General features: G+C 72.7%; 14 protein-coding genes. 8 read left to right on the top strand and 6 right to left on the bottom strand.

Annotation, left to right across the window (positions count from 1 at the left end):
• The first annotated feature begins 240 nt into the window (after positions 1 to 240).
• The 6 genes from V6U90_RS02625 (at position 241) to V6U90_RS02650 (ending at position 6773) form a co-directional block, all read left to right on the top strand.
• Positions 241 to 1011: a redox-sensing transcriptional repressor Rex gene (locus tag V6U90_RS02625; RefSeq protein WP_334430931.1), complete on the top strand. Its 771-nt coding sequence runs from the start codon at positions 241 to 243 to the stop codon at positions 1009 to 1011.
• Positions 1008 to 2387 (top strand): glutamyl-tRNA reductase, encoded by a 1380-nt coding sequence (locus tag V6U90_RS02630; protein ID WP_334430932.1) that lies wholly within the window; start codon positions 1008 to 1010, stop codon positions 2385 to 2387. The genes V6U90_RS02625 and V6U90_RS02630 overlap by 4 nt, the downstream gene beginning before the upstream one ends.
• Entirely contained in the window at positions 2384 to 3349 is a 966-nt protein-coding gene (gene hemC / locus V6U90_RS02635) for a hydroxymethylbilane synthase (RefSeq protein WP_334430933.1), read from the top strand. The genes V6U90_RS02630 and hemC overlap by 4 nt, the downstream gene beginning before the upstream one ends.
• Complete coding sequence (locus V6U90_RS02640) at positions 3346 to 4926, top strand: uroporphyrinogen-III synthase (protein ID WP_334430934.1); 1581 nt, start codon at positions 3346 to 3348, stop codon at positions 4924 to 4926. Before hemC ends, V6U90_RS02640 begins: the two co-directional genes overlap by 4 nt.
• 48 nt (positions 4927 to 4974) lie before the next feature.
• Positions 4975 to 5958: a porphobilinogen synthase gene (hemB, locus tag V6U90_RS02645; RefSeq protein WP_334430935.1), complete on the top strand. Its 984-nt coding sequence runs from the start codon at positions 4975 to 4977 to the stop codon at positions 5956 to 5958.
• A 314-nt stretch (positions 5959 to 6272) separates the two neighbouring features.
• A complete protein-coding gene (locus V6U90_RS02650) occupies positions 6273 to 6773 on the top strand; it encodes a helix-turn-helix domain-containing protein (RefSeq protein WP_334430936.1) in 501 nt (166 codons plus the stop codon).
• 67 nt (positions 6774 to 6840) lie between these two features.
• On the opposite strand, the gene V6U90_RS02655 is transcribed toward V6U90_RS02650, so the two are convergent.
• The 3 genes from V6U90_RS02655 to V6U90_RS02665 form a co-directional block, all read right to left on the bottom strand.
• Complete coding sequence (locus V6U90_RS02655; RefSeq protein ID WP_334430937.1) at positions 6841 to 10116, bottom strand: lamin tail domain-containing protein; 3276 nt, start codon at positions 10114 to 10116, stop codon at positions 6841 to 6843.
• 97 nt (positions 10117 to 10213) lie between these two features.
• On the bottom strand, positions 10214 to 11248 hold the full coding sequence (locus V6U90_RS02660) for a GNAT family N-acetyltransferase (RefSeq protein WP_334431173.1): 1035 nt from the start codon (positions 11246 to 11248) through the stop codon (positions 10214 to 10216).
• A 72-nt stretch (positions 11249 to 11320) separates the two neighbouring features.
• A complete protein-coding gene (locus V6U90_RS02665) occupies positions 11321 to 12649 on the bottom strand; it encodes a lytic murein transglycosylase (protein WP_334430938.1) in 1329 nt (442 codons plus the stop codon).
• Between the two features lie 57 nt (positions 12650 to 12706).
• Here V6U90_RS02665 and V6U90_RS02670 point away from each other — a divergent pair, with 57 nt between their 5' ends.
• Both V6U90_RS02670 and V6U90_RS02675 read left to right on the top strand, forming a co-directional pair.
• Entirely contained in the window at positions 12707 to 12928 is a 222-nt protein-coding gene (locus V6U90_RS02670; RefSeq protein WP_334430939.1) for an FmdB family zinc ribbon protein, read from the top strand.
• Positions 12929 to 13126: 198 nt separating this feature from the next.
• Complete coding sequence (locus V6U90_RS02675; RefSeq protein WP_334430940.1) at positions 13127 to 15979, top strand: ATP-binding protein; 2853 nt, start codon at positions 13127 to 13129, stop codon at positions 15977 to 15979.
• Between the two features lie 7 nt (positions 15980 to 15986).
• Here the strand turns inward: V6U90_RS02675 and V6U90_RS02680 are convergent, their stop codons facing one another.
• The 3 genes from V6U90_RS02680 to V6U90_RS02690 form a co-directional block, all read right to left on the bottom strand.
• The gene (locus V6U90_RS02680) at positions 15987 to 16526 is read right to left on the bottom strand and encodes a phospholipase (RefSeq protein WP_334430941.1); all 540 of its coding nucleotides are present in this window, start codon (positions 16524 to 16526) and stop codon (positions 15987 to 15989) included.
• A 192-nt stretch (positions 16527 to 16718) separates the two neighbouring features.
• Positions 16719 to 18368 carry a glycoside hydrolase family 10 protein gene (locus V6U90_RS02685; protein ID WP_334430942.1) on the bottom strand — a complete coding sequence of 550 codons (1650 nt, stop codon included), beginning with the start codon at positions 18366 to 18368 and terminating at the stop codon, positions 16719 to 16721.
• Between the two features lie 157 nt (positions 18369 to 18525).
• Positions 18526 to 18768 (bottom strand): hypothetical protein, encoded by a 243-nt coding sequence (locus V6U90_RS02690; RefSeq protein WP_334430943.1) that lies wholly within the window; start codon positions 18766 to 18768, stop codon positions 18526 to 18528.
• Positions 18769 to 18950 lie beyond the last annotated feature (182 nt).

Below are 18950 nucleotides of genomic sequence, written 5' to 3' on the forward strand. Positions count from 1 at the left end.
TGAATTGGGCAATAATCGCCGGGCGGCCCGAACGAGGCCGTTCGATCGATCTTGAGAACGGAGGGCCTGGTGAAGCCGTGTCGCGGCCTGTCAAGATCGCGATTTGTGCACGTCTTCACAAGCGCCTACTCTGTAGTTCCGACGAGCCCTGCTAGCACAGCCGGTCACGGCGGGAGCCAGCGGGAGTCCCGAAACGGTCGACCCTTCGGGTGGACCGAGGATCGCACCGCACGGAGTCTCATGAGTCAGCACCGTCACCCTGACGCGCCCGGCCGCGCCGGTGCCGTCCCGGCGCTCCCGGATCTCCCGGAGGCGACGGTCGCCCGGCTCCCCGAGTATCTGCGCGCCCTGCACCAGTTGGCCGAGGCGGGTCACGAAACGATCTCCAGCGAGGGCCTGGCCGGCGCCGCCGGGGTGAACTCCGCCAAGCTCCGCAAGGATCTCTCCCACCTCGGCTCCTACGGCACCCGGGGCGTCGGCTACGACGTGGCGCTCCTGGTCGACCAGATCGAGTTCGTGCTCGGGCTCACCCAGCGGCGCGGCGTGGCACTGGTCGGCATCGGTAACCTCGGTCACGCGCTGGCCGGGTACGCCGGCTTCGCCAGCCGGGGATTCCGGGTGGCCGCGCTCTTCGACGCCGACCCCGCCCGAGTGGGTGAGGAGATCAACGGCCTGATCGTGCGGCACATCGACGAACTGCCCCGGGCGGCTGCGGAGGAGTCCATCGCGATCGGCGTGATCGCCACTCCGGTCGCCGCCGCGCAGCGGGTCGCCGACCAGCTCGTCGCGGCCGGCGTGACGAGCATCCTCAACTTCGCGCCGTGCGTACTCTCGGTTCCCGAGGGGGTCGACGTGCGCAAGGTCGACCTCGCCATCGAGCTGCAGATCCTTTCCTTCCACGAGCACCGCAAGGCGTCGCTGACCGCGCTACCCGCCACCGGCGGGTCGGGGTTCACCGCGCTGCCCGGCGGGCTCGCGGCTCCCGGCACGCAGGAGGCGGTCGGCACGTGAACCTGCTCGTCGTCGGCGCGTCGTACCGCACCGCTCCGGTCGCCACCCTGGAACGGCTCGCGGTCGCCCCCGCCGACCTCACCCGCACCCTGGACCGCCTGGTCGCCCAGCCCTACGTCGGCGAGGCCGTGGTCGTCTCCACCTGCAACCGGGTGGAGGTGTACGCCGCGGTGTCCGGATTCCACGGCGGCCTCGGTGACATCTGCGCGGTCCTCGCCGAGCAGGCCGGCTGCCCGCCGGGGGAGTTGGCCAACCATCTCTACGTCCACTACGACGGCGCGGCGGTCGACCACGTCTTCCGGGTCGCCGCCGGCCTGGACTCGATGGTGGTGGGCGAGGCCCAGATCCTCGGCCAGCTGCGTGACGCGTACCACTGGGCAACCGGTGCCGACTCGGCCGGGCGGCTGCTGCACGAGCTGATGCAGCAGGCGCTGCGGGTCGGCAAGCGGGCCCACACCGAGACCGGGATCGACCGGGCCGGGCAGAGCGTGGTGAGCGCCGCGCTCGATCTGGCCGCCGGGCACGCCGACGGTGACCTGGCCGGGCGCTCCGCGCTGGTGGTCGGGGCCGGTGCGATGGGTGCCCTGGCCGTGGCCACCCTCTCCCGCCTCGGTGCCGGCCCGCTGACGGTCACCAACCGGGGAGCGGAGCGGGCGGTGCGACTGGCCGGGACGTACGGCGCGAATGCCGTACCGATCGCCGAACTGCCCACCCTGCTGTCCACTGTAGACATCGTAGTGGCCGCCACGGCGGCGACGGAACCGGTCCTCACCTCCGAGGTGGTTACCCGGGCGCTGACCGGACGACCAGCCGACCGGGGTCCGCTGGTCCTGCTCGACCTCGCCGTACCGCGTGATGTCGGGCCCGGCGTGGCGGAGCTGCCCGGTGTCGAGGTGATCGACATCGACCGGCTCGCCGCGACGCTGGCCGACGGCCCGGCCGCCGCCGATGCCGCCGAGGTGGCCCGGATCGTGGCCGGTGAGGTGGAGAGCTTCCTCACCTGGCTGCGCGGCGCCGATGTCGCGCCCACCGTGGCCGCGTTGCGCAGCCGCGCCGAGGACGTGGTCGCCGCCGAACTGCGCCGGCTGGCGCAGCGCCGGCCCGATCTGACCGACGATCAGCGGGCCGAGGTGGCGCACACCGTGCACCGGGTGGTGCAGCGGCTGCTCCACTCGCCCACCGTCCGGGTCCGCCAGCTCGCCGCCGAACCCGGCGGTGACCAGTACGCCGCCCTGCTGCGGGAACTCTTCGATCTCCAGGTCCCGCAGACCGCGCCGGTCGACACCGTGCCCGACGTCGCCCCGCCGGTGGACACCGTGCCCGACGCAGTTCCGCCGGTGGACCCGTCCACCCCGACCACCGGAGGTGACCGATGAGGGCCCTGCGCCTCGGTACCCGGGGCAGTGCGCTGGCGATGGCCCAGTCCGGGCAGATCGCCGATGCCCTGACCACCGCCACCGGACGGGCCGTCGAGCTCGTCGAGGTGGTCACCGCCGGGGACCGCTCCTCCGCGCCGGTACAGCGACTCGGGGTCGGGGTCTTCGTGTCCGCACTGCGCGACGCGCTGACCGCCGGCGAGATCGACTTCGCGGTCCACTCGTACAAGGACCTGCCCACCGCTGCGCACGGTGGGCTGCACATCGCGGCGGTGCCGCCCCGCGAGGATCCGCGCGACGCGCTGATCACCCGGGACGGCAGCACGCTGGCCGAACTGCCGCCCGGCGCGACGGTGGGGACCGGTGCACTGCGCCGGATCGCCCAGCTGCACGCGCTCGGGCTGCAGCTCACCGTCACCCCGATCCGCGGCAACGTCGACAGCCGCGTCCGGCGCGTACTCGGCCCGGACGCCGACCTCGACGCGGTCGTACTGGCCCGTGCCGGGTTGGCCCGGCTGGGGCGGGTCGGCGAGATCAGCGAGACGCTCGACCCGATGCTGATGCTGCCCGCGCCCGCCCAGGGTGCGCTGGCGGTGGAGTGCCGGGTCGACGACCCGGAGCTGGTCGAGCTGCTCGCGGTACTCGATCATGCACCGTCCCGGGCCGCGGTCACTGCGGAACGGGCGCTACTGGCCACCCTGGAGGCCGGGTGCAGCGCACCCGTCGCCGCCTTCGCGGAACTCGCCGAGGGCGATGACGGCGATGAGATCTACCTGCGCGGTGCGGTGATCAGCCCGGACGGTACCCGTGACCTCCGGCTGTCCCGCACCGGAACGCCCGCCGACGCCGAGGGGATCGGTAAGGCGCTCGCCGCCGAACTCCTCGACCGTGGCGCCGACTCGATCCTCGGTCAGCCTGAACAATCCGGCCCGGGGACCCAGCAATTTGGGAGCACAGAATGACCCGCACCCGTAAGCCCGTAGGGCGCATCGCGTTCGTCGGGGCCGGACCCGGCGACCCGGGCCTGCTGACCCGCCGGGCGCACGACGCCCTGGTCGACGCCGACCAGGTGGTGTACGACCGGGGGGTACCCGAGTCGTTGCTCGATGCCGTGCGCGCCGAAGCCCGGGAGGACGCCCAGTTCACCCCGGCGGAGGGGGCACCGGGCGACGTGGCGAAGGTGCTGATCTCGGCCGCCCGGTCCGGCCTGTCGGCCGTGCACCTCGTCGCGGGCGACCCGTTCGGTCACGACTCGGTAATCAAGGAGGTGCAGGCGGTGGCCCGTACCGCCGCGCACTTCGAGGTGGTGCCCGGGGTCGGCCAGGCCGAGGGGGTGGCCACCTACGCCGGTGTGCCGCTGCCGGGTGTGCGTACCGCCGCTGACGTCGAGGACGTCACCACGCTCGACTTCGACGCGCTCGCCGCCGCCGTCGGCCGGGGTTCGCTGGCCCTCGCGGTGGACGCCGGGGACCTCGCCGCGGTCCGGGACGGCCTGCTCGCCGCCGGGGTCGACGGCAGCACCGGGGTCGGGGTGACCGGTGACGGCACGGGTGAGACGCAGTACACGACCACGTCGACCGTGGACAGCTTCGTGGCCGCCGCGCTCGGCTTCACCGGTCGGGTGGTGCTCACCATCGGTGTCGGGGTCGGCCAGCGGGACAGGCTGAGCTGGTGGGAGAACCGGCCGCTGTACGGCTGGAAGGTGCTGGTGCCGCGTACCAAGGAGCAGGCCGGCGCGATGAGTGCCCGGCTGCGGGCGTACGGCGCCATCCCGTGCGAGGTGCCGACCATCGCGGTGGAGCCGCCGCGTACCCCGGCGCAGATGGAGCGGGCGGTCAAGGGCCTGGTCGACGGCCGGTACGCCTGGGTGATCTTCACTTCGGTGAACGCGGTCCGGGCGGTCTGGGAGAAGTTCGGCGAGCACGGACTGGACGCCCGGCACTTCGGCGGCGTCAAGATCGCCTGTATCGGTGAGGCGACCGCCGACGCGGTCCGCGCCTTCGGTATCCAGCCGGAACTCATCCCGTCCGGGGAGCAGTCCTCGGAGGGTCTGCTCGCCGAGTTCTCCCCGCACGACGAGATCCTCGACCCGGTCGGCCGGGTGTTGCTGCCGCGCGCCGACATCGCCACCGAGACGCTCGCCGCCGGGCTCACCGAGCGCGGCTGGGAGGTCGACGACGTGACCGCGTACCGGACGGTCCGGGCGGCGCCACCGCCGGCCGAGATCCGGGACTCGATCAAGTCGGGCGGGTTCGACGCGGTGCTGTTCACCTCGTCCTCCACGGTCCGGAACCTGGTCGGCATCGCCGGGAAGCCGCACGCGCGTACGGTTGTTGCGGTGATCGGTCCCAAGACGGCGGAGACGGCGACCGAGTTCGGCCTGCGGGTCGACGTCCAGCCGGCCGACGCCTCGGTGCCCGACCTGGTGGAGGCGCTCGCGTCCTACGCCGTCGAGCTGCGGGAGAAGCTGGCCGCGATGCCCGCCAAGCAGCGCCGTGGTTCGAAGGTGCAGGGGCCGACCGCCCTGAGGTTCCGCTAGGACCCGAGGTTCCATCGGGAGCCCTGAGGGCCCGTTAGGAGTTGTGCCATGCCGTACCCGGAGATCCGGCCCCGCCGACTGCGCCGCACCCCGGCGCTGCGCCGGCTGGTCTCGGAGACCCGTGTCGCACCGTCGGAGCTGGTGCTGCCGATGTTCGTCAGGGAGGGGTTGACCGAGCCACGCCCGGTCGCCTCCCTGCCGGGTGTCGTGCAGCACTCGCGGGATTCGCTGCGCAAGGCCGCCGCCGAGGCGGTACAGGCCGGCGTGGGCGGGATCATGCTCTTCGGAGTGCCGGCCGAGCGAAACGCGACCGGGTCCGGCGGCATCGACCCGACCGGGATCCTCAACACGGCGATCCGGGACGTGACCGCCGAGGTGGGCGACGCCACCGTGGTGATGAGCGACCTCTGCCTGGACGAGTTCACCTCGCACGGGCACTGCGGGCTGCTCACTCCGACCGGTGAGGTCGACAACGACGCGACGCTGGCCGCGTACGCCGAGATGGCGGTGGCCCAGGCCGCCGCCGGGGTCGGCGTGGTCGGCCCGTCCGGGATGATGGACGGCCAGGTCGGCGTGGTCCGCCGGGCGCTGGACGTCGCCGGTCACACCGACGTGGCGATTCTCGCGTACGCCGCGAAGTACGCCTCGGCGTTCTACGGCCCGTTCCGGGACGCGGTGGAGTCGGCGCTGGACGGGGATCGGCGCACCTACCAGCAGGATCCGGCGAACCTGCGCGAGTCGCTGCGCGAGGTCGAGCTGGACGTGGCCGAGGGTGCCGATCTGGTGATGGTCAAGCCGGCCCTGCCCTATCTCGACGTGGTGGCGGCGGTCCGCGCCACGGTCGACGTGCCGGTCGCGGCCTACCAGGTCTCCGGCGAGTACGCGATGGTCGAGGCGGCGGCGGCGAACGGCTGGATCGACCGGGAACGGGTCATCCTGGAGACGCTGACCTCGATCCGCCGGGCCGGTGCGCAGATCATCCTCACCTACTGGGCGGTCGAGGCTGCCCACCTGCTGCGCCAGGGCTACTGAGCCACCCACTCCTCCGGGGCGTCCCGCTGAGCTGCCGCGTCGTTCTGCTGCTCTGCTGCGTTGCGGTGGCTCTGCTGCGTTGCGGTGCTCTCCTGGCGCCACCCGTACCCTCCTCCACGCGCTTTGCTCTGCTTCAGCGGAGGAAACGCTGAGCCCGGCTCGGTGTTGCCGTCGCTGAAGCAGAGCAAAGGGTGCGACCGAGGTGCTGTGACCGAGGTGCTGTGACCCGAGGGGTCCGTCGCACCAGCGCCGAGTTTTCCACAGGTTTATCCACAGGCGTTGCATGGGCTGACACCGCTCGGCAGGCTGGCGGCATGCCTTCCGCGTTGGATCCGCCCCCGCCCCAGCCCTCGGTCGGTCAGTATCCGGTGGCCGGTCTGGTCCGGCGGGCCCGGCGTATCGCAGGGCTCGGGCAACGGCAGATGGCCCGGTTCGCCCGGGTCGCGCCGAGCACCGTCGGCAAGGTGGAGGCGGGCCGGATGACGCCGAGCATCGCGGTACTCGAACGGCTGCTCGGTGCCGCCGGTCTCTTCCTGGCCGTGGTCGACCAGGACGGTCGGGTGATCCAGCCGATGCGCGACTGGGACGAGACCTTCGACGGCGCCGGCCGGAGGTACCCGTCCCACCTTTCCACGATCCTCGACCCGGAGCCGGGTGAGTGGTGGGCGGACATCTACGGCCTGGCCCGGCCGCCTGAGACCTTCCACCGGAGTCCGGTGCTGCGCGAGATGCGGCGCCGCCGCAGCCAGTGGGAGGTGCGGGTGGCGAAGCACCGGCACCTGCCACCACCGCCGGACATGCGCGATCAGTACTGAGCAGGCCCCGCCGGCCCGGCCGGGAGCCGGGTCGACGGGGCCTGGATCAGCCGCGCTCAGCCGTGGATCAGTCGTCGTTCGAGATGGTGCCGAAGGCGACCGGGTCGGCCAGCCGCAGCCCCGGCACGCCGGCCACCACGATGGCCAGCTTCTCGTCGGCCTCCGGGCGCCGGTCCCCGCGTACGGTCACCGGGAAGGCCACCGAGGTCTGCCCGGCAGCCAGGGTCCGGCAGCCGGCGTACGACGTGAAGTCCGAGCCGGCCGTCGCCGAGACGCCCAGCGTGGTCGCGCAGAGCAGTACCGGCTGGGAGAGCGGCCGGGAGACGGTGGCCGTGAAGATCAGCTCCCGGGTGTCCCGGTCGCCCTCGACCACCGACACGTCGGCCACGGTCAACGCCGCCCGCGAGCGGAACCGGGCCACCTGCGGGTCGTGGTCGCTGGAACCCCGCGAACCGTCCCCGGCGTACTCCGCCGGCCAGTCGGCGTTGATGTGCGCGGCGCGCATCTGGACCAGGTCCCCGTGCAGCGCGTCGTTGACGAACAGGTGGTCCAGCGTCTGCGCCTGCCCCTCGAAGCTGTACGAGTACGCCGCCGACGCAACGTCCGCGAGCAGGCCGTCGTACAGGTTGTGCAGCCCGGCACCGTAGAGCGGAGCCAACTGGTCCGACGGGGTCGGGTCGGCGCCGGTGGCGATCGGGTCGTCCGGACGGGGGAAGACGTTCAGGTCCCCGCCGTACACCACCCGGGCGTGCGGGTCCGCCGCCTCGATCGCGGACACGATCGCCGCGCCGTACGCCGCCTGCTCCCGCCGCTGCCCCACCCGGCTGTCCGGGCCGGACGAGTAGTGGTTGCTGGCCGCCCAGAGGGTGAACTTCTCGGTCGCGCCGGGAGCCGCCGCCACCAGGAACTTCCCGAGCTGCGGGGCCCGGGTGAAGACGTTGTCGCCGTCCTTGCCGGTGGAGGTGTCCACGTCCGGCGGCAGCACCGCGTTGAGCGCCTTCGGGTTCTGCACGTCGGCGTTGGACGCCAGCCCCGGCGCGCGGTACTGCACGGTCGGGGTGGCACCGAGCACCGCGTCGGTCGCCTCGGCCGGGGCCAACGAGACCCGGTCGGTGCGGTAGAGGAAGGCGGCGGTGATGCCCCGGGCGTCCGCGCCGGTGCGGTCGTACGCCGCCGCGTAGGCCGGGCCACCGGCCGCCGCGATGGTCAGCGCCAACTCCTGGAGGGTGTCCGGAGCGCCGTCGGCGTTGTCCGTGGTGCCGCAGACCAGCGTGGCACCGTCGACCGTGCAGATGTCCTGGTCCTCGGCCTCCTGCACCAGGATCAGGTCCGGCGAGTGCAGATCACGGGTGATCTGGTCGGCCAGGTTCGACAACTGCTCCTGGTACTCCGCCTCGCTGGCCGGCACGTAGTCGAACGGCGGGCGCACCCCGGGGCAACCGGCGTTGCCGGTGAAGTCGCAGCCGTCGAACGGGTCGTCGCGGAAGTCGTACAGGTTCTCCACGTTGTAGGTCGCCACCGCGACCTCCTGCGACCGGTTGGCCGGCTGCGGCGGGTGGTTCGCCGACGGGTCGGCACCGGCGGCGAACGCCGCCTGCTCCACCTGCACGCCGTACTTCTCGAAAGAGTAGTAGAGCCCACCGACCGCGTCCATGGTCAGGGTGTCGTAGGTGCGGGCCGGCGGCAGCAGCGCGGCGGTGTCCCCGGCGGCGGCCTTGACCCCCATGGTGCCCAGCATGATCCGCTGGCCGTTGCCGTCGTCGAAGAGCCGCGACGGGTCGTTGTCCAGCGGGTGGACGTCCCGGAACAACCGGCGGGCGTACGCGTCGGTCCGGTCCAGCAGCGGGTCGTCCCGGTCGATCACCCACACCTCGGAGTCGGCCGTGGAGCCGAAGACGTTCCGGCCGCTCACCGCGCCACTGCCGGCGCGTACCCGCAGCCGGGCGCCCTCGTGCCGCTCCCAGAACCGGGCGGCGGCGTCCGCGTCGGCCGGCGGTACCGCGTCGGTCACCGTGACCTCGGCGTTCACGTCCAGCCCCGAGGCGAGCTTCTGCACCAGCGAGGCGCCGGAGAGTTGGGTCTGGTTGAAGTACTCGGAGACCCGGGCGCGCAGGACCACCTCGTCGCCGACGGTCGGCACGTAGCCACCGATCAGCGAGGTGAACGAGCCCATGAAGACGAAGACGCCGTCCGAACTGGCCGGATCGCCGTCGGTGGCGCCGTTCCGGCTCTGCAGGAAGAAGCCGTACTGCGGGGCACCGGCCGAGGTCCGGGCCAGGGTCCGCTGGGTGATGACCCCGCGCACGTCGTACAGCGTGCTGCTGGTGCCGTTGCCGCTGGCCGGGGCGAGCGGGGACCGGTCCGCCGGACCCGACTCGGCGTCGGTGGTCGGGCCCTGCACCTCGCCGACCGTCAGCACCGTGGTCACCTGCACGGTCAGCGTGCAGGTCGCGGTGGTGCCGTCGGCGTCGGTCGAGGTCACGGTGACCGCGTACGACCCGGCGGGCAGGTCGGCGGAGGCGGTGACGGTGGCCTGGGCGGTGCCGCCGACCCCGGTGGCCGGGGTGACCGCGGTCCGGGTGATCGAGCCGGTGGCCGGTGCCGGGCTGACCGAGGTGACCGCCAGGTCGACCACGGTGTCGTCCGGGTCGGTGGCGGTGACCTCCCGGGTCGCGGCGGTGCCGACCGGGGTGGCGAGGGTGCCGCCGCAGGTCACGGTGGCCGGCTGGTCGGTCGGGCCGCCGTCGTCCACGGTGTGCGCGCCGAGCCCGTCGAAGGTGTCGGTCGCCAGTCCGGTCCACTGGGCGGCCGGGTCGAAGGCGTCGGAGGGGTCGGTGTCCCCGGCGCTGACCGAGGCGAGCCGGCGCAGGGTGTTGTCCGCCGTGCTGGCCGCGCCGGTACCCCACTCGGTGCCCGGGTCGGTGCCGACCTGGCCGATCGAGTCGATGACCGCGTCGCCCTTACGCAGCACGATCGCGTCGTCGCCGTTGAACAGGCCCGCGCCGGTGGTCTGGTCGGCCTGGGCCAGGATCGCCGGTGCCGCGCTGGCGTGTGCGAAGACGAAGACGTCACCGGGGGCGACGGTACCGGCCAGCGCCAGGCTGGTCGGGGTGGTGGAGCCGTTGAAGTGCAGTTGCAGCTGGTATCCGCCGGCCGCCAGGTCGACGGGGACCCCGGTGCCGTTGTACAGCTCGACCGCCTTGTTGTTGGACGAGCCTTCGACGTACTCGGAGATGAACAGGTCGGTGGGCGCGGCGCTGGCCGCGGTTGGTGCGACTCCGGCCGCCGTCAGGGTGACGGCGGCGACGGTCGCGAGCGCGGCCGGGATGCGGCGCGGGCGCATGAAGCCTCCACGATGGGGGTTACGGGGAATCAACGCACGTTAAGGCGCTGGGCCGGCTGCCGTCCATCCCTGATCGGTCGGGTTGGTGAACTCTTCGTCACCCGATGGCGTCCAGCCGGTGCGCCAGCTCGGCCACGTCGACCCCGTACTCGCACCACTCCCGGTCGGGGCGGAAGCCCAGCTCGGCGTTGACCGCGAGCATCGCCTCGTTGGCCTGCGCGTTCCAGGTCTGCACCTCGGTCAGCTCGGGCTCGGCCGAGCGCAGTTCCAGCAGCATCCGCGCCTTGATCGCCCGGTCGATGCCGTAGCCCCGGTGGTCGGGGGAGACGATGGTGTCGTACTGGTCGGCGCGGGTCGGGTGCTGGGCGGGCACCACCACCTCGGTCAGCCCGGCCACCCGCCTAGTGCGCTCGTGAATGGCCAGCACGATGTACGGCTTCATGCCCCGTCGGTCCAGGCAGTCGAGGCTGTCCCGGAGCCGCTGCGGGTCGTACGAGCTGGGACGCGGATCGTCGTCGTCCTCCCCGTCGGCGTTCTCGGTGTCCCGCACCTCCGCCTTGGCCCGCGCGTACGCGTCCAACAGTTCGTCGGGGGGACCACCGGGGCAGAACTCCAGGCGGTACCCGCTGCTGATGCCGGAGGCCATGCCGGACAGGGCCGTCCAGTCGACCCGGTCCAGCCGGAGCACGCTGCGGGTCTCCACGTACTCGCGGACGAAGCCGAGCGAGGTGTAGAAGTCGACGGCCGGCGTGTCGCCGACCACCTCGACCCCGATCGACTGGAAGCCCTCCTGGAGGGTGCGGTGCGCAGCCACCTGGAGCAGTTGCCGGCCGACCCCGTGCCGGCGGACGGACGGGTGCACCAGCAGGTCGATCACGCCGATGTCGCCGAGGAGCAGCACGTTGATGTGGCCGAGGATGGGTCCGGGCTGCCCGTCGGGGCCCGGCACCGCCTGGGCGACCCACGAGATACGTCGCTCGCCGGGCATCACCTCGGCGAGATACTCGCGCAGCGAACCGTCCCGCCACGGCGGATCCGCCGGGAGGTCGGCTGCCAGGACCGCGTTGAGCGTGTCGAGCAGCGACCCGATCTCGGCGGACGGAGCCCTGCGGGGATCCCACTCGCGCACCATCACGGGTCTAGCTTGCCGTTATCCGTAGCTGGTGAAAAGTGCCCGGTTCTCCAATGTGCGTAGTTGATCACGTCAGGTCCGGCTCGCGATGCCGTACCGGTTGGCGGTGTCGAAGACGTCCTGGGCGTACCGGCGTACGTCGTTGTAGGAGAGAATGGCGTTCCACCAGTCCCCGGGGATGGTGAGGTTCCGCCCGCCCTTGCAGAGGTAGTTGCCGGCGGCGAGCGCCGCGTCGTCGAGGTCGTGCGGGTTCTTCTGCCCGTCGTTGTCGGCGTCCGCGCCGATCTCCTGCCAGGTGGTCGGGATGAACTGCATCGGACCGACCGCCCGGTCGTAGGTGAGGTCGCCGTCCATCACACCCCGGTCGGTGTCGGCGATCCGCATCCGGCCACCCTGTCCGTCCAGCGGGTCGCCGATGATCTTCGGCAGGGCCTGCCCGTCCGGGCCGAGCACCGCGCCGTTGGCGGCGCCGTGCCGGGACTCCACGTACCCGATCGCGGCGAGGGTGGTCCAGGTCAGCCCACAACTCGGCATGGTGTTGCGCAGGACCAGTTCGGCGTACCCGTATGCCTGCGCGGCGACCACCGGGATGCCGACCTTCTGCGCGGTCTGCTGGGCCCACACCACCAGGGCGTCGGCCGGCCGGCCGGTCACCGGGCCGCCCGGGAACTGCCCGGGGAATGGGGTGACGCCACCGGGCGGGCCGGTCGGTACGCCCGGGGTGGCGGCGGACGGCCCGCCGTCCGGCCAACCGGTCGCCGGGCCGGACGGATCGGTCTGGGCGGCCGGCCGGGGGGTCCGCCCGGATGCCGGGACCAGCAGGGCCCCGACCAGGGCGGTCACCGTGACCAGCACCAGCAGGAAGAGCCCGGGCAGTACCAGCCGGCCGCTGGGGCGGCGGGACCAGGCCCGGGTGGCGGTCACCGCCACCCGGGCGGCCTGCCGGGGTGGGGGCAGCCGGACCGCGTGGGCGAACGGGATGCGTCGACGCCGTCCGGTGGCCGGTGCCTTGGCATCGGTGCCCCCGGCGTCCGGCGTGTCCGTACCCGTCGACGGATCGTCCCCGTCGGTCTTCGCGGCGGGTGGGCCGTCGGTCTTCGCGTCAGCCGTGCCGTCGGTCTTCGCGTCAGCCGTGCCGTCGGTCTTCGCGGCGGGTGGGCTGTCCGTCTCGGCCTCGGGCGCGCTGTCGGCCTTCGGCTCGGGGGTGCTGTCGGCTTTCGCTCCGGGTCGGGCGGTCCCCGCTCCGGGTGCGGCCTGCTCCGGGCCGGCTACGGTCTCGGGCTCCGCGACCGGGTCGGCGCCGATGGGCGCGGTCGACCCGGAGCTGGTTGATGGGCCTTCCGCCGGGGGGACGGCGGAACGCAGGGGCCGGTGCGTCTTCTTCTTCTCGCCGTCCAACACCTGTCGAGTATCACCCATCCCCGCCGTCACGTCAGGACCGGTCGTAGGCTGATGTACATGCCCCGGTACGAGTTCCGCTGCCGCGCGTGCGGCGACACCTTCGAGGTCAACCGGCCGATGGCCCAGGCCGCCGAGCCCGCTTCCTGTCCGCAGGGCCATGACGACACGGTCAAACTGCTCTCCACAGTGGCGGTGACCGGGCGGGGCGGGGCCGGCTCCGGTCCGGTCGGTGGTGCCCCGGCCGGGGGCGGCTGCTGTGGTGGTGGCTGCGGCTGCTGACGCCGGTCCCGGCGATGGTCGCCGGGCCACCAGCAGGCTGTCCTGGCCGATGTGGATCAGCTACCCCGTGTTGCGGATCGACTACCCGGGGTGGCTGGTCGGCACGTTGGGGCGGATCGGCCCCGACCGTTCTCACGATGCGTAACGGCTTGACCATAGGGCAGCATGAAGCCGACTTGAGGGGCGGAGGTGCCACGCATGTCGCCACGGGCCGACCTCCCGAGCGGGCTGGTGACCTTCATGTTCACCGACATCGAGGGCTCGACCCGACTGGCCAGGATGCTGGGCGCCGAGTACCGTCCGCTGCTCAGCGAGCACCGACGACTGCTGCGGCGTTCGCTCACCGCCAGCGCCGGTGCCGAGTTGCTGACCGAGGGGGACTCCTTCTTCGTCGCCTTCGCCGACGCCGCCGCCGCGCTCGACGCCTCGCTGGCCGCCCAGCGGGCCCTGGCCGGGCACGACTGGCCGGCGCCGGAGGCCATCCCGAGGGTCCGGATGGGTCTGCACACCGGGTACGCCGAACCGGTGGCCGGCGAGTACGCCAGCGCCGAGGTGCACCGGGCGGCCCGGATCGCCGCGGCTGCCCACGGTGGCCAGGTGCTCTGCTCGGCGGCGACCGCCCGGCACGCCGCCCCGCTGCCGGCGGGCGCGTCCCTGCTCGATCTCGGCCTGCACCGGCTGCGCGGCTTCGACGACCGGGAACGTATCTTCCAGCTGGTCGCACCCGGCCTGGAACGGCAGTTCCCCCGACCGCGTACCGCCGAATCCAGCCCGCACAACCTGCCCACCCAGGTGACCTCCTTCGTCGGCCGGCAGGCCGAGCGGGCCGAGCTGCGCAACCTGGTCGCGCAGTACCGGCTGGTGACCGTGCTGGGCGCCGGTGGGGCCGGCAAGACCCGGCTCGCGGTGGAGCTGGCGTCGGGCCTGGTCGAGTCGTACCCGGACGGGATCTGGTTCGTCGACATCGCCACGGTGACCGATCCGGGGCTGGTGGCCTTCGCGGTCGCCGCGGTCCTCGGTCTCCGCCCGGAGCCGGGCCGGCCCATGGTGGACACCCTGGTCGAGTACGCCGCCGCCCGCCGGATGCTGGTCGTGCTGGACACCTGCGACGCCCAGCCGGCCGCCTCGGCCCAGGTGATCGCCCGGCTGCTCACCGGCGGCGGCGGGGTGCGGGTGCTGGCCACCAGCCGCGAGTCGTTCGGCCTGCCGGGCGAGGTGGTGTGGCGGATACCGCCGCTGTCGGTGGAGCCCGGTCCGGGCGGTGGGGAGAGCGACGCCGTCGCGTTGCTGCTCGACCGGACCACCGCCGCCCGGGGCGGCCGGCGGCCGGGCCCGGCCGAGGCGGTCGCCCTGCGCCGGGTGGCCGAGCGGCTGGACGGGCTGCCGCTGGCGATCGAGCTGGCCGCCGCCCGGCTGCGGGTGCTCTCCGCAGGGCAGCTCGCCGAGCGGCTGGATGACGTGCTCGGCGTCCTGGACGCCGGGCGGACCGAAGCGGATCAGCCGGTGTTGACCGGCGCCCGCTGGTCGGCCAGCCAGGAGGACACCGTCGACCTGGCCGCCGCCGCCCGGGGTGAGGTCACCCCGCCGGCGAGCCGGGCCGCCCACCGGACGGCCACCCAGCGGCACGTCACCATGCAGGCCACCGTGACCTGGTCGTACCGCACCCTCGGGCCCCGGGCGGCGCGGCTGCTGCGCTGGCTGGCGGTCTTCGCCGGACCGGTGGAACTGGCCACCGTGGAGTGGCTGCTCGACGAGGATCCCCTCGGTCCGCTCGCGGTGCTGGTGGACAAGTCGATGATCGTGGCCGAGCCGGGTGCGACCGGGGCCACCTACCGGATGCTGGACCCGATCCGGGCGTACGCGGCCCGTCGGCTGGTCGACGCCGGGGAGGAGCAGGCGGCCCGGGACCGGCACGTGGCCTGGTCGCTGTACGCCCTCGAACAGGCGTACCTCGGTCCGGGCGGTAACCCGGTGAACCTGTCGCTGTACGCGCTCGACCCGCTCGCCGCCGAGCTGCGGGCCGCGCTGCGCTGGTCGGCCACCGGTGGCAGCGCCCGCTCCGGCCTGCGTCTGGCCAGCGGTCTGGACCACTGGTGGCGGGAGCGGGGGCTGGCCCGGGAGGGGCGGCTCTGGCTGTTCCGGCTCTACAGCCGGATCGCCGAGACCGGGGAACGGATCGCCGAGGCGGAGCTGGCGGCGGCGTACCACATGCACTCGCTGCACGCCGGTGCCGACGGTGAGTTCGCCGAGGAGCTGCGCTTCTCGCAGCGGGCGGAGGCGGCGGCCCGGCAGGCCGGGGACGCCGGTCTGCTGGCCCGGGTACTCGCCGGACGGGCCGGGCCGCTGGTGGACATGGGGCAGCTCGCGGAGGCCGAACGGGTCTGCCGGGAGGTGATCGAGTGGGCCCGCCGGGAGGGGGTCTCCGGGGACGCTCTGCTCGCCGTGTACAGCCTGGCCGAGCTGCTCTGGCAGCGGGGTGCGCTGGACGAGGCGGCGGAGCTGCTCGGTGCGGCCCGGCCGGTGGAGGCGGCCCGCCCGGTGGAGCGGGCCCGGCGCTCGGTGGACATGCTGCTGGGCATGGTGGCGCTGGCCCGGGACGATCTGGTCGCCGCGCACGACCACCTGGTGGTCGCGCTGCGCTCCCGGATGAGCCACGGCTTCCACGGCCGGGCCTGCGACACCCTCAACGCGATGGCGGTGCGGTGCGCCGCCGAGGGGCTCACCGTCACGGCTGCCCGGCTGTTCGGGGCGGCCCAGGCCACCCGGTCGGTGCTGCGGGCCACGCCGGGCACCTTCGGCGCGTACTGGTTGGCCCGGCAGGCGCAGCTCCGGGCCGAGCTGGGCGACCCCGCATTCGATGCCGCGTACGCGGCCGGTACCCAGCTCAGCCTGGAGGATGCGGCGGAGATCGCGCTGTCCGTGGAGCATCCGGATCTGGCCGCCGGGTCGGCCCGGTTCGCCGAGGTGGAACCGCCGCGCCCACGGTCGGCGACCCGCCCGGTCCTGCGGGAGGCCGGTTGGGAGACCGCCGACCGCTGGGAGCGGCCCTGATCCGGGGTCAGAGCGTCGCGGCGGCCCGCCGTTCGGCGTCGGCCTTCATCCGGGCCGCCCGGTCCAGCTCGGACTGGCTGATGATGACCGAGCCGAAGGCCTTCACCGCCTGGTAGTAGGTCCAGGCCAGGCTGTAGCAGGCCGGCTGCACCAGGGAGTTGTGGGTGGCGCAGACCCGCTTCAGGTCGGCGTAGAAGGCGTCGTCGATCCGGGCCTTGGCGCTGCTGGTGAAGGCACCCATGGCCTTGTGGTTGCGGTAGCCGAAGTCGTGCCGGTAGCAGGAGAGGTTGAAGCTGAAGCCGAGCGGGTTGTCCGGGCTGGACGAGCAGTAGTCGGTCGACCAGTCGAAGGCGTACGCGGACCAGGCGGCCTTGTTCAGCCGGGCCGCGTTCCAGTTGTTGTAGCTGGTGGAGCTGGTCTGGGTCCAACTGGAGAGCACGGCGAGCTTCTCCGAGGACGTGACGGCGGCGGCGGGCGACGCGGTGCCGAGCAGGGTCAGCAGGGCGAGCGCACCGGCCGCCAGCAGGGTGGTGAGACGGCGGGGCACGGGGTACCTCCTGAGGGATCCGGCACCGCACAGCGGCGCCGGGGACGGGGTTACCGGCTGGTACCGGGATGGGAACCAGCTTCGATCAATCGGTGACCTTTGATCCCCCTGCCCGGGGTGAATTTCATGAGATGAGTTGAAAAAGACGAATGCCCCGGGATGTGTGGCACATCCCGGGGCATCCGGTCTTGATCAGCGTACGAAGCGCGGCGGGCTCGCCGGGCTCTCGTTGTACAGCCGGTCCAGCGCGGTCACGTAGTAGGTGTACTCCGCGCCCGGCTCGGCCGTGCGGTCCACCCACGACTGGACCGCGTCCGGGGTGGCCCGGACCGTGTCCACCAGGTGCGCGGCGTCAGCGAAGCCGCAGGGCTCCGCCAGGCCGGTCCCGTCGAACCGGTAGATGGCGTACGAGGTGGCCTCGCCCAGCGGGCCCATCCCGTCCGCCGGCTGCCGCCAGTTCAGCCGTACCCCGTCGGCCGACCGGGTCGCGCCGGTCACCACCGGCATCAGCAGCGGCTTGGCGGGCAGGTGCGACATCGTCGGCACCAGCGCCGGCCGGGAGTAGTGGTCCCGGGCGTAGATGTCGGTCGCCCCGAGCCGGTTCGCCTGCACCTGCACCGCACTGAAGTGCACGTTCCCGGCGACCTGCGGGTAGTCCCGGTTGAAGTACAGGTGCTTGGACATCTCGTTCGGGTCGAACCAGGGGGCCGGCTGCCCGGCCGCGGCGATCTTGTAGTCCGCCTGTCCGATGTAGAGCTGCACGTCGGTGCCCTCGACCACCTCGGACCACCACGGTACGAGCTTGGCGTAGTCGGCCACGGCGAGCCCGATGTGCCAGTAGATCTGCGGCAGGATGTAGTCGACCCACTCCTCCTTCACCCACTTGCGGGTGTCGGCGAAGTTGGCGTCGTACGACTGTGAGCCGTTGGTCTCCGAGCCGAGCGGGTCGGCGGACTTGTTCCGCCAGATGCCGAACGGGCTGACCCCGAACTTCACCCACGGCTTGGCCGCCTTGATCTTCCCGTTCATCTCCTGGACGAGCAGGTCGATGTTGTGCCGCCGCCAGTCGGCCTTGTTGGCGAAGCCGGCGCCGTACTGCTCGAAGGTGGCCTGGTCACCGAAGTCCTGCCCGGCCGCCGGGTACGGGTAGAAGTAGTCGTCGAAGTGGACCCCGTCGATGTCGTACCGGTTGACCGCGTCCATCATCGCGGTCTGGACGAACTCGCGGACCTGGGGGATGCCCGGGTTGTAGTAGAGCCGCGAGCCGGCCGCGTTGAGCGGGTAGGCCACCGCCCAGTCCGGGTGCTGCCGCACCGGGTGGCCGGGGGCGAGCTTGTCGATGTCGGCGCCCGCGCCGTCCGGCATGGAGATCCGGTACGGGTTGAACCAGGCGTGGAACTCCAGGTTCCGCTTGTGCGCCTGGTCGACCAGGTAGGCCAGCGGGTCCCAGCCCGGGTCCTGGCCACGGACCCCGGTCAGGTACTCCGACCACGGCTCGTGCGGCGACGGCCAGAACGCGTCGGCGGTCGGCCGGACCTGCACGATGACCGCGTTGTGGTTGAGCCGTTCGGCCAGGTCGAGCCAGCCGTCGTACTCCGCCTTCTGGGCGGCGATCCGGTCCGGTGCGGTGTAGGACGCCTTGGTCGGCCAGTCGATGTTGACCACCGAGGCGATCCACATGGCCCGGAACTGACGCTTCGGTGTCGCGGGGTCGGTCTGGCAGGTGCTCTGCGTGTATGGGGCCGCCCCCTCGGTTTCGGTGGCGGACGCGGGGGAGGCGGCGGCGAGCGTACCGAGCAGCGCGACGGCCAGCCCGGCGGCTCTGAGCCGAGTTGCCTTCATGCGGTGTGTCCCTCCGTTGGGGCTCGGAGCAGGGTGCGGCGGCCGGACTGGGCAGGATTGCGCAACTTAGCAAGAATCCGCCATGGGCTATCTGCCGCCAGAAGGAAATTTTCACACCAGGTGCGCTGAGCGCAAGCCCCCGGGCGGGACGGAATGCTCAGTCGGTGGCCGCGAGTGCGGCGACCCGGACCAGGGCGCCCATCCGGCCCTGCGGCGCGCCGTCCGGCCCCAGCGTCTCGCCGACCAGCCAGATCCACTCGTTGTCGTAGTAGCGGGACAGGTCGTGACGGACCTGCTCGACCCGGAGTCGCAGTCGACGGCAGCCGTAGCGCCAGTCCTCCTTGCCCAGGGTGAGCACCCTTCCAAGCAGCGCGTCGGGCAGAGTGGGCGGTGCGCTCAACGGTACCTCCGGATGGTGACTGGTTCCTCTCGGTTGGTTACCAAGATTTCAGATAAGTCGATGTTCATGTCGGCGAAACGCGGAACTTTCCGGTCGGACCGGCGGGACGGCTGCTCCCCGGAGCCCGGTCACCTGGTACCGCCGCAGGTCCTGCCGCCCGTGGCCCGGCGCCGCGCACCCGG

The organism is Micromonospora sp. CPCC 206060 (genome assembly GCF_036906895.1).
Lineage (GTDB): Bacteria > Actinomycetota > Actinomycetes > Mycobacteriales > Micromonosporaceae > Micromonospora.